General features: G+C 47.6%; 12 protein-coding genes. 7 read left to right on the top strand and 5 right to left on the bottom strand.

Annotated features, from left to right (window positions below):
• Positions 1 to 228 precede the first annotated feature (228 nt).
• From LPB400_RS09290 to grxB, 3 genes are all read left to right on the top strand, one after another.
• A complete protein-coding gene (locus LPB400_RS09290) occupies positions 229 to 1,026 on the top strand; it encodes a hypothetical protein (protein WP_107769233.1) in 798 nt (265 codons plus the stop codon).
• 39 nt (positions 1,027 to 1,065) lie between these two features.
• Positions 1,066 to 2,892: a hypothetical protein gene (locus tag LPB400_RS11090; protein ID WP_225905466.1), complete on the top strand. Its 1,827-nt coding sequence runs from the start codon at positions 1,066 to 1,068 to the stop codon at positions 2,890 to 2,892.
• A 106-nt stretch (positions 2,893 to 2,998) separates the two neighbouring features.
• Positions 2,999 to 3,634 (top strand): GrxB family glutaredoxin, encoded by a 636-nt coding sequence (gene grxB / locus LPB400_RS09275; protein ID WP_107769234.1) that lies wholly within the window; start codon positions 2,999 to 3,001, stop codon positions 3,632 to 3,634.
• A gap of 55 nt (positions 3,635 to 3,689) precedes the next feature.
• On the opposite strand, the gene LPB400_RS09270 is transcribed toward grxB, so the two are convergent.
• The 3 genes from LPB400_RS09270 to LPB400_RS09260 are packed head-to-tail and all read right to left on the bottom strand — an operon-like array spanning position 3,690 to position 7,176.
• Positions 3,690 to 4,208 (bottom strand): PqiC family protein, encoded by a 519-nt coding sequence (locus LPB400_RS09270; RefSeq protein ID WP_070461956.1) that lies wholly within the window; start codon positions 4,206 to 4,208, stop codon positions 3,690 to 3,692.
• A complete protein-coding gene (pqiB, locus tag LPB400_RS09265; RefSeq protein ID WP_070461959.1) occupies positions 4,208 to 5,869 on the bottom strand; it encodes an intermembrane transport protein PqiB in 1,662 nt (553 codons plus the stop codon). The genes LPB400_RS09270 and pqiB overlap by 1 nt, the downstream gene beginning before the upstream one ends.
• On the bottom strand, positions 5,866 to 7,176 hold the full coding sequence (locus tag LPB400_RS09260) for a paraquat-inducible protein A (protein ID WP_083290081.1): 1,311 nt from the start codon (positions 7,174 to 7,176) through the stop codon (positions 5,866 to 5,868). Before LPB400_RS09260 ends, pqiB begins: the two co-directional genes overlap by 4 nt.
• Positions 7,177 to 7,589: 413 nt before the next feature.
• Here LPB400_RS09260 and LPB400_RS09255 point away from each other — a divergent pair, with 413 nt between their 5' ends.
• Entirely contained in the window at positions 7,590 to 8,213 is a 624-nt protein-coding gene (locus LPB400_RS09255) for a biliverdin-producing heme oxygenase (RefSeq protein ID WP_070461963.1), read from the top strand.
• Between the two features lie 120 nt (positions 8,214 to 8,333).
• Here the strand turns inward: LPB400_RS09255 and LPB400_RS09250 are convergent, their stop codons facing one another.
• Positions 8,334 to 9,875 carry a surface lipoprotein assembly modifier gene (locus LPB400_RS09250; protein ID WP_107792001.1) on the bottom strand — a complete coding sequence of 514 codons (1,542 nt, stop codon included), beginning with the start codon at positions 9,873 to 9,875 and terminating at the stop codon, positions 8,334 to 8,336.
• Positions 9,876 to 10,242: 367 nt separating this feature from the next.
• Here LPB400_RS09250 and LPB400_RS09245 point away from each other — a divergent pair, with 367 nt between their 5' ends.
• Positions 10,243 to 11,238 carry a Slam-dependent surface lipoprotein gene (locus tag LPB400_RS09245; protein WP_107792000.1) on the top strand — a complete coding sequence of 332 codons (996 nt, stop codon included), beginning with the start codon at positions 10,243 to 10,245 and terminating at the stop codon, positions 11,236 to 11,238.
• A 54-nt stretch (positions 11,239 to 11,292) separates the two neighbouring features.
• Complete coding sequence (locus LPB400_RS09240; protein ID WP_219088811.1) at positions 11,293 to 13,710, top strand: TonB-dependent hemoglobin/transferrin/lactoferrin family receptor; 2,418 nt, start codon at positions 11,293 to 11,295, stop codon at positions 13,708 to 13,710.
• 209 nt (positions 13,711 to 13,919) lie between these two features.
• Here LPB400_RS09240 and mnmC read toward each other — a convergent pair whose 3' ends face one another.
• Entirely contained in the window at positions 13,920 to 15,530 is a 1,611-nt protein-coding gene (mnmC, locus tag LPB400_RS09235) for an FAD-dependent 5-carboxymethylaminomethyl-2-thiouridine(34) oxidoreductase MnmC (protein WP_219088810.1), read from the bottom strand.
• Between the two features lie 125 nt (positions 15,531 to 15,655).
• On the opposite strand from mnmC, the gene LPB400_RS09230 reads away from it, so the two are divergent.
• Complete coding sequence (locus tag LPB400_RS09230) at positions 15,656 to 16,246, top strand: tyrosine-protein phosphatase (RefSeq protein WP_004520666.1); 591 nt, start codon at positions 15,656 to 15,658, stop codon at positions 16,244 to 16,246.
• Positions 16,247 to 16,299: the final 53 nt, after the last annotated feature.

Here is a 16,299-nt window from a genome sequence, read left to right as displayed (position 1 = left end):
TTTGATAAAAACGTTGCCATTGTAACAGTTTCTTGCCGACAGCCCTAGATTTGTATGCGAATGCGGCACTATGTTTCAGGAAGCCTTGTTTCAGACGGCCTGGGCTACCCAACTTGCAATAACATATAAACATCAAAATAAAACAAACAATTAGCGTGTAAATGTGCTTGCAGTGAAAAAATATTGGGAATAATATCAAAGCAAGTAATAATTTTTATCAAGAAGGAGATGAGTGTGAAATTTTTAGCTGCTTTGTTGTGGCCGGCCATGTTGCTGCCCATTTTGTCTCATGCCGATAGCGGCATTCAGACGGTCTCTGTTTCTCAAGCATATGCGGATGACGCAACGGGCTGCGGGCAGCTTTATCCTGTAAATAGCTTCGAGAGTTTGTTCAGGCAGATGGCAGGCACGGTGCATAGTGCCTGTTTGCTTGATATGCCGCCTGAAGATTTAGCGAAAAAGTGGCAGATTCCCGTGTACCGGCGCTATCTGCGGCTTTCCGGCCGTTTGCGGCCTGACGGAGAAAAACAGGCGGTACTCAGATGGAAAGACAAGGCAGAGCGGCAGAAATGGCTCAAACACAGGCGGCGTAAGCTAAAACGGCCGACCGACGGCTTTACGGTAGTGCATCAGACCAACTACAACGGCAGTACTTTTTTAGAAATCGAAGCAACGCCTGATTATTTAAAGCATTACCGTTCGCTGTTTCCTGACAACCGTTATCCCGAGGATTTGCCCCTGCCAAGCATTGGTTGGCATCCAATGTTTAGACCGATATTTTGTTCTGATTCTGCTGTAAGTTTTGGAAAATCATTAAAGGATATTGACAACTTAGAAAAATCATTAGAGGCTATTGACAACAACGGTCATATTAAGAATTTTCATGCAAGATTGTCTATTCATGATAGTGTATCTCTATACTTTATGCATGATAACCAAGAAAATATGAGATGTAGCAAGGAAATATCTTATATTCAATATAAAAAAAATTATTTATATAAAAAAGATTATTTTATCACCAATTAAAATTAAAAATTTACTCAAACAATTAATAGGAGAATTATTATGGCAACAGTTCAAAATGCACAAATTCGGCAGCATTTTATTCGCATGGGCATGCCTAAAAAGGAGATTGATAGCATCATGCGGGATAATGTTATTATGCAAAAGACTCATATTTTTATCAATAAATGGGGGCTATCAAGTATTCGTGTCGATCATCATGTTCCAGCCACTTATACAACGAGAAAATTAAGAGGAGACATTGAATACCGTGAGATGGTATTTGGAAAAGATTATCTTACGGCTTCTGATTATGCCCATGAAATCGAGCATGGTATTTCTGATACTCTTTATAGACTAGATCTTGCTGATGAGAGAAATCCAACAAAAAACCTTACTGCAAATGAGTATGCCCGCCGTTTTTTGTATGAAGAAGGAAAAGCCGAATACAACCGTTTTCAGTTTGATTTGCGGAACAATCCCAAAGAAACCAAATACGGATCGGATACGGCAGCAATCAAGGCGATGAACCAACAACAGGCTGTTGATTATTTTGCCCACAAAATGAAAACCCAAAACCCCAGCGGACAGCCCGACCATACTTATTGGACATGGGCGAAATCTGTATTCCTTAAGGAAACCAATCCAAACCTGCTAAACGGTAAAACTCCGGCCGAAAAGCAAAAAATTCTGCAATCAGGAATGGATGAAGCAGCGCCTGACCATCCCAACAGACTGTTTGGCGTAGGTGACGAGCGGGTTCGCTTTCAGAAAACCGATCCAAATATGCCGCTTAGTCTGATGCCGATGATGGCGCGTGGAAATCCTACGCTGATGGTGGTATTTGTACCTGCCAACAGCCGTTTGGCAGACGGTACGGTAACGACGGCTGCAAGAACAGCGTTATATTATTCTTCAGGCGGAAAGCAGGGGGCGATTGAATTCGGTATCGGTGGCGCGGGCAAGAGTGTCAGCTTCAACGATAATTTAGTAAATTACTCAAAAAGTGCGTATGCGGCACTGATTACTTCAGCCAGTAGGCTTCATTCCAATGCAGTGAACCGCTTGGCTACTTTGGTCGAACAGCAAAAATCCGAACAGGCATCAGGAAAAGGCAAAGAAATTCATAATGAAAACGAAGCTTTGAAAGCTTTGCAGGATTTACTGAACAAAGCCAATATTTCACTTGATTTGCAGGGCGGAGTGGATAATCTTCAGCAGAATTTTGACCAAATTGCCAAAAATTACCATACTCCTCTTGCTATCGAGCTGTATGGAGAAGAGTTGCTCACGACTTCGGTGGAGGATGGAGTGAGTTTTGATATGGATGGCGACGGGATGGCCGAACAGACGGCTTGGCTCAAAAAAGGCAGCGGTTTTTTGGTTTGGGATAAAAATGGAGACGGCATGGTAAACGACGGAACGGAGATGTTTGGTGAGGCAACAGTTATGTCTGACGGCAAGCGCGCAGAAAACGGCGTAGAAGCTTTGAAAGATTTGGACAGCGACAATAATAATATCATTAATCAATATGATGAATTGTGGGGCGAGCTAAGAATCTGGCATGACGAAAACAGTAACGGGAAAACGGAGGAAGGAGAGCTTTCTCTATTGTCCGACTGGGATATCCAGTCGATCTCTTTGGATTTTGCAAAAATCAATCTGAAAGATGAAGCCGATAATAAAATATTATTTGAATCAGAAGTGGTTTTGGAAAACGGGGAAAGGCGTAAGGTTGCCGATATTGATTTCCAAAACGACAAAGGAATTTACAATGAGTTGGCAGGTGAAATTTCAGCAGAGACAGCCGCTGATGTCGTGTATCCGACGGAAATTTCAACATCGGTTATACTGCCCGGAGACAATACTGCATATATCCCGGCCGTATAAACACGTTATCAGATATGGTTTCCAAAGATATTTGGCAGGATAATCCTTTTGCGTGAGGCATTCAGACGGCCTTTGCCCAATCAAACCCATTTTCGGAGGATTTTTAATGAAACTGTATATTTACGACCATTGCCCGTTTTGTGTTCGTGCGCGGATGATTTTCGGCTTGCGTGATGTGGCGGTGGAAGAGGTTGTCTTGGCAAATGATGACGAAGCCATGCCGATTGGCATGATTGGCTCAAAACAAGTGCCGATTTTGCAAAAAGAAGACGGTTCGTTTATGGGCGAAAGTTTGGATATTGTCCGCTATATCGATCAAGGCCGTCTGAAAGAGGAAGTTCGTCCAGAAATGCAGGCTTGGTTGGATAAAGTGGGCGAATACAATAATAAATTGGTACAGCCGCGCATGGTCAAAATCGGCCTGCCCGAATTTGAGACCGATGAAGCGAAAAAATACTTTATCGACAAAAAAGAGAAAAGTATCGGCAATTTCGAGACTAATCTGAACAAAACGGCGCAATATCTGGAGCGTCTGCATCAAGACTTGGCAGAACTGGAAGCGCTGGTGTGCGAAGGCGAGGGCTTGGGTGGAGAAATTAGTTTGGAAGATATCCTGACGTTCCCTATTTTGCGCAACCTGACCGTTGTGCGCGGTATCCAATGGCCGCAAAAATTGATGGATTATTTGTTGGCAATGAGCGAGCGTTCCGGCGTGGCTTTGTATTTTGACCGCGCGTTGTGATGAATGTTTGAAACATAAAAAAGGCCGTCTGAAAATGTTCAGATGGCCTTTTGGTTTAATAGGCAATCGTATCGGCAACCTGTGACAAACCGTTTTCCAACGATTCGAGCATGGCGGTATAGCCGTCGCCTTGTTGCGGCGTAATGGCGTTAAACGGTTTGCTGCGTCCGTCCGGCCATAGTGCATAACCGCTGATGGTGGTCTGCCCCTGATAGCTGCCTTGGAAGGCTTCGATATAGACTTTCAGGGTTTGACTGCTTTGGCTGCGTGAAGCAGGCACGAAGGTGCGATGCGGATTGAGGCGGTTGAGCTTGTTGCTGAGATTTGCTGACAATGCGCCATCGAGCGGTGCCGCCCAAAGGTGGTTTTTCGCTAGATTCACATGATAGGCATCGGTTTGGTAAACGAGGCCGCCGTTGGCAAGCGGTTCGGCAAGGTTGACTTTGACCGCGATTTCGTTGCCATGGGCATCAGGTCGGATGTACTGGCTGTCGGGCAGGACGAAATATTGTGTGCTTTGCGCAGTGCCGCAGGCGGCAAGCGTCAGGGCGGCGGCAATCGGGAAGAGGCGCATTATCGGCTTCCTTTCGGGATAGGGTCTTTGCTGCTGCTGTTGAAAATCAGCGCGTTGGGTTTTTCTTTCAAAGTATTAATCACGGGTTGAACGTCTTTTAAGGTTTTGTCCAAACTTTGCAGCGTATTTTGTACGTCGCCATAGATAGGCGATTGAGGCGATACGCCTTGCAGGGTTTGACGCAATTCTTTCAGGGTTTGGTTCAACTCGTTCGGAATGTTTTGTGTCTGCGGTTTGCCGACCAGTTTGTCGATAGAGCTTAGGGCAGCATTGGCAGATTTAAGTGTGGACTTGAGCTCGGCAAGCGAACCGTTCAAGCCGGCAACGGTTTTATCCAATGGCAAATTGTTGAACTTGTCTAACAAGTCGGCCACTTTGGCTTGCAAATCGTCCAAACCGCCGCCTTGGGTCGCGATAACGGTATCGCCTGCATAAACGGTATGCGGTCGCAGCTTAGGCGAGGCAGAAGGCTGATCGTTCAACTCAATCATTTTGCTTCCGGTCAGTAGGTTGTTGCTGGAGATGGTGGCGGTCAGGCCTTTGTTTAAGGCTGTCTGAAATTGTTGTTTCCAATGTTCTTTGCTTTGCTCGTCGGCATTGATTTCCAAACGGGAAGGCTCGATGCGGATGCGTACGGGAATCCAACCGTTTTCAAACAAATGCAGGCTGTCGTTGCGGTCGAAATAAGGGACATCGGAAACCACGCCGACATTCAGGCCTTTGTATTCGACAGGCGAACCGGCAGTCAGGCCGCGTACGGATTGTTTGAAAAACGCGGTGTAGTACAGCGAGCGGTCGTCAGGCAGGTTGGCGACTTCACTGCGGCTGTCATAAAGCGTGAAGCTGTCTTCGCTTTTGACGTTCTTGCTGTCGCTTGTTTTAGGCGAGTCAAAGGAAATCGCGCCGGATAGCAGGGCAGCCAGAGGGGCGGAGTTGAGTTTGACACCGCTGCCTGTGGTTTCGATATTAATGCCGCTTTCCAGCCAGAAACGGCTGGAGGAATTAATCAGTTTGTCGTTGGGGCTTTGGATGAAGATGGTGTAATGCACGCTTTGGTCGGACGGGTCGAAATGCGCGCTTTCTACTTGGCCGACCATAAAGTTTTCATACAAAACCGGGCTACTGACGTTGAGGATGCGGTCGTTTTTGCCGATCAAATTCAGGCGCAGGCCGCTTTGACCGATGGCGGCAATCGGCGGAATGTCTTGGACGACAAATACGTCTTTGGTTTCTTGGCTTTTGCCCGGTGTAAATGCAATATATGAGCCGGAAAGCAAGGTTCCCAAGCCGGTAACGCCGCTTTGGTCGATACGCGGTTTGACCACCCAAAATTGGGTATCGCTGCGGATAAGGTCTTTGGCGTCGGCACTGAGTTGGGCCGTGACTTCCACGCCTTTTTGGTCGTCGCGCAATTTGATGCGGGTAACGCGTCCGACATCGACGTTTAACACTTTAATAATGGTGTTGTTGACTTCGATGCCTTCGGCGCTGTCCATCAACAGCGTAACGACAGGGCCGCGGTTGCGGATGTCTTTAATCAAAAGCCAGCCGCCGGCAATCAGTGCAATCAGCGGAATCAGCCACACGACAGACGTGAAGACATTGGTTTTCTTGACACGCGCCGGTGCGTGATAATTGGGTGAAGAGTCGTGTTTTTTCATTGTGTTAAGGTCTGGTCAGAATCAAGGCCGTCTGAAAGCTGCTGTTGCTTGTCCCAAATCAGACGGGGATCGAAATAATAGGCCGAAAGCATGGTCAAAATAACGACCAGGCAGAAGTAAATCGCCGCACCACCCGGCACGACGCGCGCCATATTGGTGTGGAACGAACTCATCAAAATAATAATCACAAAAATATCAATCATCGACCAGCGGCCGATGGATTCGGTAATCCGATACAAAACCGACATTTTGTCCGCGCTCATCACAGGTTTAAAGTATGCGGAATAAATCAAAACCGCCATCGCAATAATCTTCAAAACCGGCACCATAATACTGGCACTAAAGATAATCACGGCAATCAATCGGTCGCCGTCGTCCCACATATAAACAATGCCGTTGAAAATCGTATTGATCTCCAAAGCCGTCGGATTTGACGAAATCATAATCGGCAGGATGTTGGCAGGGAAATACAGGATAAACGCCGCGACTAAAAACGCCAGCGAAATGCTCAGGCTTTTCGGGCGGCGACGGTATAAGTCCGCACCGCATACGCCGCAAGGCTGCTCGTCTTTATCGCGGAAATACAGGCAACGGCTGCAACAGATTTTGTCTTCAGTGGCCGTCTGAACCGCATGGCCGCCGGTTAAACGGTGAATCTTATAATAAACCCAATGCTGCGGAATCGATACCGAAGTCCGAATCAGCATGACCGACAACGGAAACATCAGATAAAACGCTGAGCCGAACTCTACTGTGGCAACGGACGAGAGCTTGATATATGCCACCAAAGTGGAAATGAAAAACACATCCACCATAATCCAATGACGCAGCCGAACCAATACGCGCGTTGCAAAGCGCAGCGCAGGGTAGGCCTTTTCGCGTATCAAGGCCGTATAAACATAAAGACAGAGCAGCAAAAACAGTAAGGGCGCGCCGAAGGTGAGGATAAACATCACTTCCGCCAGAAAACCGTAATCCAGCGAAATCAAAAGCCGCATCATTTGCGGCAACGACAAAATCGATGTCACGCCGAACAAATCCACGCGGATATACACCATATTGTACGCGAACGCCATTAGAATCAAGGTTGTCAGCGCATAGGCAATTGGCGCGATATACGGATTGTTTTCCACTTCCACAATTTCATGGTTGCACACCGGACAATGCGCTTCCTGTCCCTGACGCAGGCGCGGAATATCCATACGGCAGCCGCAATCTGGGCATTCCACCGTATGTGCAGGCAGCGTCGCATCAGGAAGATAAGACTTGTAGCGCCACCAGCGATGGTAGGCAGGAATCCGTTTCATGGTTCGGCAGGGGATAAAGAAGGTGCAAAGAGTGTCGCATTATAAAGGAAAACAGAAGGATAGCCCAAATTTAGGTCGATATTTGATTGAATGGCGGCTGCTTAATAAGGTTTGGGCCGTCTGAAAAGTTTGAAAAGACTTCAGAAGTTTATTGCTATGGACCGTTAAATTTTATTAATAGGTCTTAGTTTGGTTTATTTCCATTAGGATAAAAATAAGATATATTCTCAATATTTAAAAACACGATAATCCTTGTAGATTTGTGGAAGGTACACGGTCAACGAACCTGAAGTAGGCTAAAAATTATCTTCTTTGTTTTTAAAACGATTCTTTTCAAATTAGACGGATTTTTAACCATAAAGGCCGTCTGAAACCATCTGAAACTATTAGTCTCTTAATTCAAAGGAAACATCATGAGTGAAACCCAAGAGCTGACTTTCGCCAAACGCTTGAAAGAGCAAACCACAGTTACACACGACAGCGTTGATAACTTGGTTATGTCCGTTCAACCTTTTTCCAGCAAAGAAAACTACATCAAATTCTTGAAACTTCAATCTGTTTTCCACAAGGCCGTCGACCACATCTATAAAGATGCCGAATTGAACAAAGCCATTCCAGAGCTTGAATACATGGCGCGTTACGATGCCGTGACTCAAGACTTGAAAGACTTGGGCGAAGAGCCTTACAAATTTGACAAAGAATTGCCACACGAAACCGGTAATAAAGCCATCGGCTGGCTGTATTGTGCCGAAGGTTCTAATTTGGGCGCGGCATTCTTGTTCAAACACGCTCAAAAACTCGAATACACCGGCGAATTCGGCGCACGCCACCTGGCTCCTCATCCGAACGGCCGCGGCAAACACTGGCGCGCTTTTGTCGAGCATCTGAACGCTTTGAACTTGACTCCCGAAGCCGAGGCGGAAGCCATTCAAGGTGCGTGCGAAGCGTTTGCCTTCTATAAAGTGATTTTGCGCGAAACTTTCGGTTTGCCGGAAGGTGCGGAAGCACCTGAAGGTATGACACCGCACAGACTCTAAAAAATAATTAAATCAAACAGACAAGGCCTCGGCGTAGATGTTTGCAGAGACCTTTAATTACACTACAAAGTTTTGTTTGAACGGGTTGCTGTCTTATACCTACTCAGATTTGATTCTCTTTTAAAAATTCCATTCACCACCTAATGACCATTGATGAATATTACGCATTGCATAGGGTGCATTGCTACGGGTGTGACTATAACTATAATTCAAAGTAGGGGTAATGCCTTTATAAGATAATTTGTTGTGACTAAGATTGATAGAGAGAGCGCGCTCCCGATTGCGTTGCGGCTCCGTACCGAATGCCATAATGCCTTTATAGCGACGGTTGGCAAATGAAGCGGTAAGTCTGCTGTTAAGCCCACCTAAAACCCGCCATTGCTGTATCCAACCTATATTGAAACCGTTGCGGTGGTAGGCTGCATTGTTGACGGTATTACGTATGTTTTTGTTTTCAGGAACAAAGCGGTTGTATTGCCAACCGCCGAACAGGGTCGTACTGCCAAAACGGCGCGCTAGGGAAAGATAAGTACTGTCGTGCCAACCATCGTTGCGCAGTGCACGATCAGTTTCCCGATAGTTTTGGCGGTAGCGCTCCAGTGAGTGATAAAGTTGTGTTGCGTTACCGAGATTGACCATATGTGAAAGCTGTACGCCAACACCGTGTGCCAGCATATACGGCGCGGCGCGACGGTTATTTTCTTTTTTGCTGTCAAACTCGCTGCTGCCTGCCAACTGTGCCTGATAAAACGGTAAAACGCTGATGGTTTGTTTGCCATCCTTGCGCTGCCATCCCAAATAAGCCCTGCCGAACGCATCGTCGTAAGCCGATTGACGGTCGAAAAAATAGCTTGTGCCGCTGAGGTTGGTGCGGAATTTGATAGCGTGATGCCCATGCAATGGGGTGAGTTTTTCGGTGTTCAATTCGTAATTCAAGCCGTTGGCACTGACAGGTAAGGTAACACTGCATGCGGTTTGCCCCCTTGTTTCGATGCAATAACGCGGAGCAGCGTTGTTGGCATTATCGTTATGCACGGGGCTGATTCCACCAGACCATTTCCATTCTGTCTGCCGTTTGACGGCTTCTTGAAAACGTTTGACATTTTCCAAAACAGGGGCAGGTATATCGCGTTGCGCGGCATGACGAAAATGCATCGTTGCCTCACCCAAGCGATGGTCCTGAAACTCTGCTGCTGCCAAATCCAACAATATGCGGTCGTCTGAAACGTCAGATTCATAAAGGGTACGATAACGTTCGACCGCTTCGGAAGTCCGTCCTTTCAACTTTGCCAGCAAAGCATCGGCACGTGCAATCAGTTTGGGATTGTGGTTGGGCTGTTTACGGTAAAGGGCGACAAGCGAGGAAACCAGGTCTGCGCTATTGCCGTTAAGTGCTTGAACCAGTGCGTCTTCAAGAATATGCGGGTTTGCCGCTAAAAAATCATCATTAACCAGAGTTGGTCTGCCTATATTCTCATTCTTTTCAGGCGACCTTTCCTCCTCAGATAGAATATCTAACCATTGTTTCTGTTGTACTTGTACAGCAGTATTCTGAGAAGAAATATTCTGCCGAACACCCTCTTCGGGAAATTCAGCAAAGGCTGCTGACGGCAATAGGTAGCACAAAGAAGCTGAGACAATTTTTTGTTTTATTTTTAGCATTTAAAGTCATCCGAAATATATGTATATCTGAGGGCAAATCGTTTCTAATAAGGGATTTGCTCTTATCATAAAACTGCCTGAAACATCTCAGGTGATTTTATTTTTGCATAAAAAATACAGATTCGTATTTAGATTTATCATTATAACGGCAAATTTACGAAATAAATATAACTTATTTATTTTTATAGGATTATAAATTGCGTAAATATATTTAACAGAGAGAGGATGGCATAAAGATTCACCCTAACTACTGATATAAAAAATATTGGTATTGCTAAAATAAAATATTTGTTACACAATATTGCATATTATTAGTAATACTTATCATTATTGTATCTGAGAAGCTTGTATTTTAGAGAGATTGGTTATGAAAATTAATGTATTTATAGTGCCTATTGCAACTACCTTTATTTTGACTGCATGTGCAGGTGGAGGTGCATCTGAACCCAAAGTTCCCGTTGCTATTCCGACAGCGCAACCTATCGCCAATGTTAAGTTGAGCGATGAAAGCAGTGCGATACAGACCATCAATACCCTTTCCGGTAAAGGCGGCAGTCTGCGTGAAGCGGAACTCGAAGTGAAAACATCATGGGGCTACAGCTATACCGATAAACAATATGTCTATCAAACCCCTTCTGGTAACTATTACAACATTAGTTCATATTCTGATCCGATTGTCCCATCATATTCCAGCCCGTCTTATGCCCTTCGTACACGCCATGAAGGACAACCTTTATCTGAAGGTGGCAAACTGTTTGTCTGTTGCAGTAGTTCGGGACAGTTCACCAATGCCCCTGCAACCAAACATGATCACCTTAAATTTGGCGCATGGATAAGTTCAGACGGTACGGCAGACCTGTTTGTCGGCGGCAAACCTGTCGGAACGGCAAAACCGTCTTATTACACTCCGTCTGACAGTACTGTGGCAAAAGGCAAGACTACATACGAAGTTTGGGCTGTCCGCGTCCGCAACGGCAATATCGTTACCTCAACCTACGATCCGGGCAAATCCTCCGGGTCGTCTGAAAAAAACACGCCCAAACTTTCACTGCTGACAGCCAATTTCAACACCAACAAACTCGGCGGCACGATTTTAGGTAATGCTGATTACGGTCCGGACGTTGTGATGAAAGATGTAGGCATCAACGGCGTTGATTTCTCAGGCACTGCCGAATCCGATGGTAAAAACGGCAAAGTCGAAGGGAAATTCTTTGGTCAATTTAACGGCGATAAAACAGAAGTCAGTATAGGCGGTAAAGTTACCTTTGATGCCGATAAATCGTTGGATACCGTGTTCGGCGGCGTGAAGAATGATGACGACCGCAATACGACGGATACAAGTTTGACACCTGTCAGCAAGTAACTGCACATCAAGCATTCCAATAATAGATAATCAATATATATTAAGAGGCAAAAAATGTCCTTCCATTTTAAACCTGTACTGCTGGCAGCTATTGTCAGCCAAACTTTCCCTGCCTTAGCGGCCGATCCTATTCCTCAAGCTTATCAGGAGTTGAATGAAGTCAAAGTCATTGGCGGCCGCAAAGTACAAAAACTCGGTGAAGAGAAAATCCGCCGTCAGGCTTTGGATAAACAAATGGTCTCCGATGAAAGCGACTTGGTGCGTTACGATCCAGGCATCAGCGTCGTTGAAGGCGGACGCTCAGGTTCTAACGGTTTTACCATACGCGGTGTCGATAAAGACCGCGTTGCCATCAACGTGGACGGACTGGCACAAGCAGAAAGCAGGTCGTCTGAAGCATTCCAAGAGTTGTTCGGTGCATACGGCAACTTCAATGCAAACCGCAACACTTCCGAACCTGAAAATTTCTCGGAAGTAACCATGACCAAAGGCGCGGACTCGCTCAAATCCGGCAGCGGTGCATTGGGTGGTGCCGTCAACTATAAAACCAAATCCGCAAGCGACTATGTTTCCGAAGAAAAACCCTACCACTTAGGCATTAAAGGCGGCTATATCGGACGCAACAGCCAAAAATTCAGCAGCATAACCGCCGCGGGAACCTGGTTGGGTCTGGACGCATTGATGGTCTACACCCGCCGTTTCGGTAAAGAAACCAAAAACAACAGCGACGCTGCCGATACCGTCATCACCGACAACAAACAAAGCTGGAGTCCGAATGCCGGCAGTACCAACTACGGCAGCCGCGGTATAGCGCGCAGCAAACCTGACCCTCAAAATTGGGAAAACATAAGCACCCTGTTCAAGCTGGGTTACAACTTCAACGATCAAAACCGTATCGGCTGGATTTACGAAGACTCTCGTACCGACCGCACAACGACCGAATTATCTAATATGTGGGCGGCAAACTGGAAAGGCGAGGCACTGGGCGATACCCGTTCCCGTCAAGATATTTCCTACCGCAAACGCATCGGTTTCGAATACAAAAACCAACTTGACAAAGGTCCATGGGACAGTCTTAACCTACGTTACGACCGTCAAACCATCGACATGAGCACTTGGACCTGGGATTTGCCGACGGATTATAATCGCAGCGGTGTGAACAGCGACGTGTACCATATGTTTCGCAACATCCGTCAAAAAAATACCCAATTTGGTGCCGATGCCGAAAAACAAATCGACTTTTCCAAATTGGTATGGGCAATGCAATACGGATTGGGTGGTTCCCAAAACGACAACGGCAATAGAGATCATAGCTATTGGGTACGCCTATACGACCCGAAATACCAAACGTCCAACAACCAAGAATTGACTATGCTGGTCGAAAGCTCGTCCAAAAACCGTTTTGCCTACTGGAACAACACCTTCCAATTCGGCGACAGCAGCCAATACCGCCTCAATGCCGGGGTTCGTTACGACAACAGCAGCAGCAAAGCCAAGGACAACCCCAACTATACCCCTGCCATCCGCGGTCAAATCCCCTATCTTGGCAGCGAGCGTAAACACAGCGGTTTCAGCTACGGCTTAGGATTAGACTGGAAATTTACTCCACATTTGAATCTTCTAGCGAAATACAGTACAGGCTTCCGCGCGCCGACTTCGGACGAAACCTGGCTATTGTTCCCGCATCCTGACTTCTACCTTAAAGCCAACCCCAACCTGAAGGCAGAAACCGCCAAAAACTTCGAGCTGGGACTTGCCGGCAGTGGCAAAGCCGGAAACTTTAAACTCTCCGGCTTCCAAACCCGCTACCGCAACTTTATCGAGCTGACCTACATGGGTGTGTCCTCAGACAACCCCAACAGCCCTAATTATGCGCCGATTTCCGACGGTACCGCATTGGTCAGCTCACCCGTTTGGCAAAACCAAAACCGTTCCTCCGCATGGGTGAAAGGTTTGGAATTTAACGGCACATGGAACCTCGACAGCATCGGTTTGCCGCAAGGCACGCACGCAGGTGTTAATGTCAGCTACATCAAAGGCAAAGCCAAACAAACCAACGGACAGGAAATCCCGATTAACGCCCTTTCCCCGTGGTCTGCCGTTTACAACCTGGGCTATGATGCTCCTTCCAAACGCTGGGGTGTCAATGCGTACCTGACCCACACTGCAGCTAAAAAACCGTCTGACACCGTCCATAGCAGTGATGATTTGAACAACCCATGGCCATTTGCCAAACATAGTAAAGCTTATACGCTTTTCGATTTGACAGGTTACGTCAATTTGGGTAAATACTTCACTGTGCGCGCCGGTGCGTACAATATCGGCAACAAAAAATACTACACTTGGGAATCGCTGCGCAGCATCCGCGAATTCGGTACAGTCAACCGCGTTGACAACAAAACCCATGCCGGTATAGAACGCTTCACCTCCCCCGGCAGAAGCTACAACTTCACGCTTGAAGCCAAGTTCTAAGGTAATTAGAACAGAAAGGAAGGTTGGTACAGCTACAGCACCACCAACGGCGTTGACCACGATGGCAAAGGCTTAGACCGCTACCGCGCCCCAGGCCGCAATTACGCTGTATCGCTGGAATGGAAATTCTAAGCAGTTAACGGATAGCTAAAGGCCGTCTGAAAGTTTTGATGACTTTCAGACGGCCTTTTTTATTTACAGCGAAATTTTTAAACGGATAACAACGGCTGCTGCCGAACAATCGCGCGGATGATGGCGCGGTTGGGGTGTAGCGCGGTTCTCAGTCTTTGCGATAGCGGCTGCGGCAAGCCGAGTATTTCGGCTGCAATGGCGGCGGCGCAGATGGGGGCTGTCGCCAGTCCGCGTGTGCCGTGTGCCGTATTGATGTAGGCATTGGGCAGGTAAGGGCAGGGAATATTGTCGAGGCGGTAGTTCTTGTCCAAGGCCAGCTTAGCGTAGGCGGACTGCATGGCGGCGATGTCGCCGAGCGCGCCGACAACGGGTAAGTGGTCGAGGCTGTCGCAACGTAGGGCGGCATGGCCTTGTGTGTTTTGAAGGCCGTCTGAAAACGAATCTTGCTCAAACAGGGATTGTGCCAATGGCGGATTGAGCTGTTGCAGGGCGGCGCGGTTTTCGGTTTCTTCGTGCGGATACCAAGTTTCATCGTTGCTGTTGAGGACAAATGTCGCGCCGTAGCAGTGGCGGCCTTGCCAGATCGGGCTGATGTAGCTTTCGCCGGAAATGGCGCAACGCAGTTTTTGTGAAAATGGGCTGGCGGATACAACGCCGGTTTGGCCGCGGATTTGGCGGAAAGGCAGGGCGGAGACGTTGGTGTCGGCGGCAGTCGGGCTGTGCGCGCCCATACAGTAAACGATATGACTGGCGTTGAAATGCGCGACCGGCGTGTGTGCCGTCCATCGTGTGCCGTCATGCGATACGGCGGTCAGCGGCGAATGTTCGTGCAACTCAATCAGCGGATGATTCAATAATGCATGCACGACAGTGGGTGGATTCAGCCATACACCTTGCGGCCAGTAAAGGCCGTCTGAAAATACGTCTATGCCTGCAATGTGCGCAGCCTCTTCGGCAGATACGCTGCGGTAGAGGTGTTTATGCTGGTGTTGCAAACCCAAGGCTTGATTGCGTTTGCGTTCGCTTTCGTCAAAATTCAAATGCAATACGCCGTCGCCGCCCCATACGTCGGAGTCGGGCAGCAAGTCTTCCAACAATCGGCGCGTATAGCCGTAGCCTGTCAGCAGCAGCTCGGTTTGTTCGGTATCGTGTGGCGAGATTTTGGCGTAGAGCAAGCCTTGGCGGTTGCCGCTGCCTGCCTGCGCCGCTTTACCTGCCTCCAAAACCGTAACGCGTATGCCGTGCTCCGCCAGTTTGCGCGCGGTTGCCGCGCCGGCAATGCCTGCGCCGATAATCAGGACGTGTTCGGGCGCGGCTTGATGTTCAGGCCGTCTGAACCAAGGTTTCAGAGGAGAGGGGCGTACTTGGGGGATGGCTTCGGTTTGCCATTCGATATGATGGAAATGTTCGTGTAAGCGGTCGGCACGGTGTGGAGGAACCATCCAGAGATGCACATTAGGCAATAGGTTTTCCAAAACATTAACGCTGTTGAACTGAAGGCATTTCATGGCTTGAGCGAGACGGTTGTTTAGACGGCCTTCAAGCTCGGAGGGATGATTGGACAGCGGAAAATCGGGAATATTGTTTTCAGGCAGGCAGACAATCAAATAAAGCGGCGCGGTATGTTGTTCGATGGCGCGGCAAAGGGTAGCAAGGGTGGGTGTGGTGTTCCAAGCAAGGCAGGTCATGATGAAAGGCCGTCTGAAAAAAGAGGCTTTATTGTAACGCGGTTTGCGCGGATAGAATATCCGGACGGGTTTTGATAGAATCGCATGATATTTTGATTTCCAATTGATTTTCATACAGGAATTTTATGCGCCGTCTTTTATTGTGCCTTCTCGCTTCCGGCTTGCCCATCGCTTGCTCGTCCGCGCCGCCGGATAACGGCAGCAAAGCCGTTCAGTCCGAACGCTGGGCAACGCCTGTCAAACACGATGCCAACCTTTATCGCATCGACGACAAGCTTTACCGCAGCGAGCAGCCTGTTGCCGAAGATGGCGAAGCCATCGTCAAACTGGGTATTCAAAGCGTGATCAACCTGCGCTTTTTCGACCGCAACGATGACGACCATTTGAAAGCGCATGGTTTGACCTTGCTAAACCGTCCGTTGCTGTCATGGAGCATTAAGCCGAAAGAGATTGCGGAAATCTTATACCTGATTGAAAAACAACAGCAAAACGGCGCAGTGCTTATCCATTGTTATCACGGCGCAGACCGTACCGGTTTGATTGCCGGAATGTACCGCATCATTTATCAAGGCTGGTCGGTGGATGACGCAAAAGCCGAAATGCAACACGGGCCTTACGGTTATCACAGCATTTGGAAAAACATTGCCAAGCTGTTTACCGAAGAGAAAGTCAAGCAGGTTAAAATGCACTTGGAAGCCTTGCGCAAACGCGGTTAATACTAAGATTTAAATCATAAAAGGCCGTCTGAAAGATTTGTTTTTTCAGACGG

The organism is Neisseria perflava (assembly GCF_019334725.1).
Taxonomy (GTDB): Bacteria; Pseudomonadota; Gammaproteobacteria; order Burkholderiales; family Neisseriaceae; genus Neisseria; species Neisseria subflava_A.
The sequence above is the reverse complement of the archived record's forward strand: the minus strand, read 5'-3'. Positions and strand labels throughout refer to the sequence as shown.

What these genes read in the sequence shown, in the direction of transcription:
- LPB400_RS09240 (WP_219088811.1), top strand. Translation starts at nt 11,293, where the DNA reads ATGTCCTTCCATTTTAAACCTGTACTGCTGGCAGCTATTGTCAGCCAA.
- LPB400_RS09260 (WP_083290081.1), bottom strand. Translation starts at nt 7,176, where the DNA reads ATGAAACGGATTCCTGCCTACCATCGCTGGTGGCGCTACAAGTCTTAT.
- grxB (WP_107769234.1), top strand. Translation starts at nt 2,999, where the DNA reads ATGAAACTGTATATTTACGACCATTGCCCGTTTTGTGTTCGTGCGCGG.
- LPB400_RS09230 (WP_004520666.1), top strand. Translation starts at nt 15,656, where the DNA reads ATGCGCCGTCTTTTATTGTGCCTTCTCGCTTCCGGCTTGCCCATCGCT.
- LPB400_RS09255 (WP_070461963.1), top strand. Translation starts at nt 7,590, where the DNA reads ATGAGTGAAACCCAAGAGCTGACTTTCGCCAAACGCTTGAAAGAGCAA.
- LPB400_RS11090 (WP_225905466.1), top strand. Translation starts at nt 1,066, where the DNA reads ATGGCAACAGTTCAAAATGCACAAATTCGGCAGCATTTTATTCGCATG.
- LPB400_RS09270 (WP_070461956.1), bottom strand. Translation starts at nt 4,208, where the DNA reads ATGCGCCTCTTCCCGATTGCCGCCGCCCTGACGCTTGCCGCCTGCGGC.
- LPB400_RS09250 (WP_107792001.1), bottom strand. Translation starts at nt 9,875, where the DNA reads ATGCTAAAAATAAAACAAAAAATTGTCTCAGCTTCTTTGTGCTACCTA.
- LPB400_RS09290 (WP_107769233.1), top strand. Translation starts at nt 229, where the DNA reads ATGAGTGTGAAATTTTTAGCTGCTTTGTTGTGGCCGGCCATGTTGCTG.
- mnmC (WP_219088810.1), bottom strand. Translation starts at nt 15,530, where the DNA reads ATGACCTGCCTTGCTTGGAACACCACACCCACCCTTGCTACCCTTTGC.
- pqiB (WP_070461959.1), bottom strand. Translation starts at nt 5,869, where the DNA reads ATGAAAAAACACGACTCTTCACCCAATTATCACGCACCGGCGCGTGTC.
- LPB400_RS09245 (WP_107792000.1), top strand. Translation starts at nt 10,243, where the DNA reads ATGAAAATTAATGTATTTATAGTGCCTATTGCAACTACCTTTATTTTG.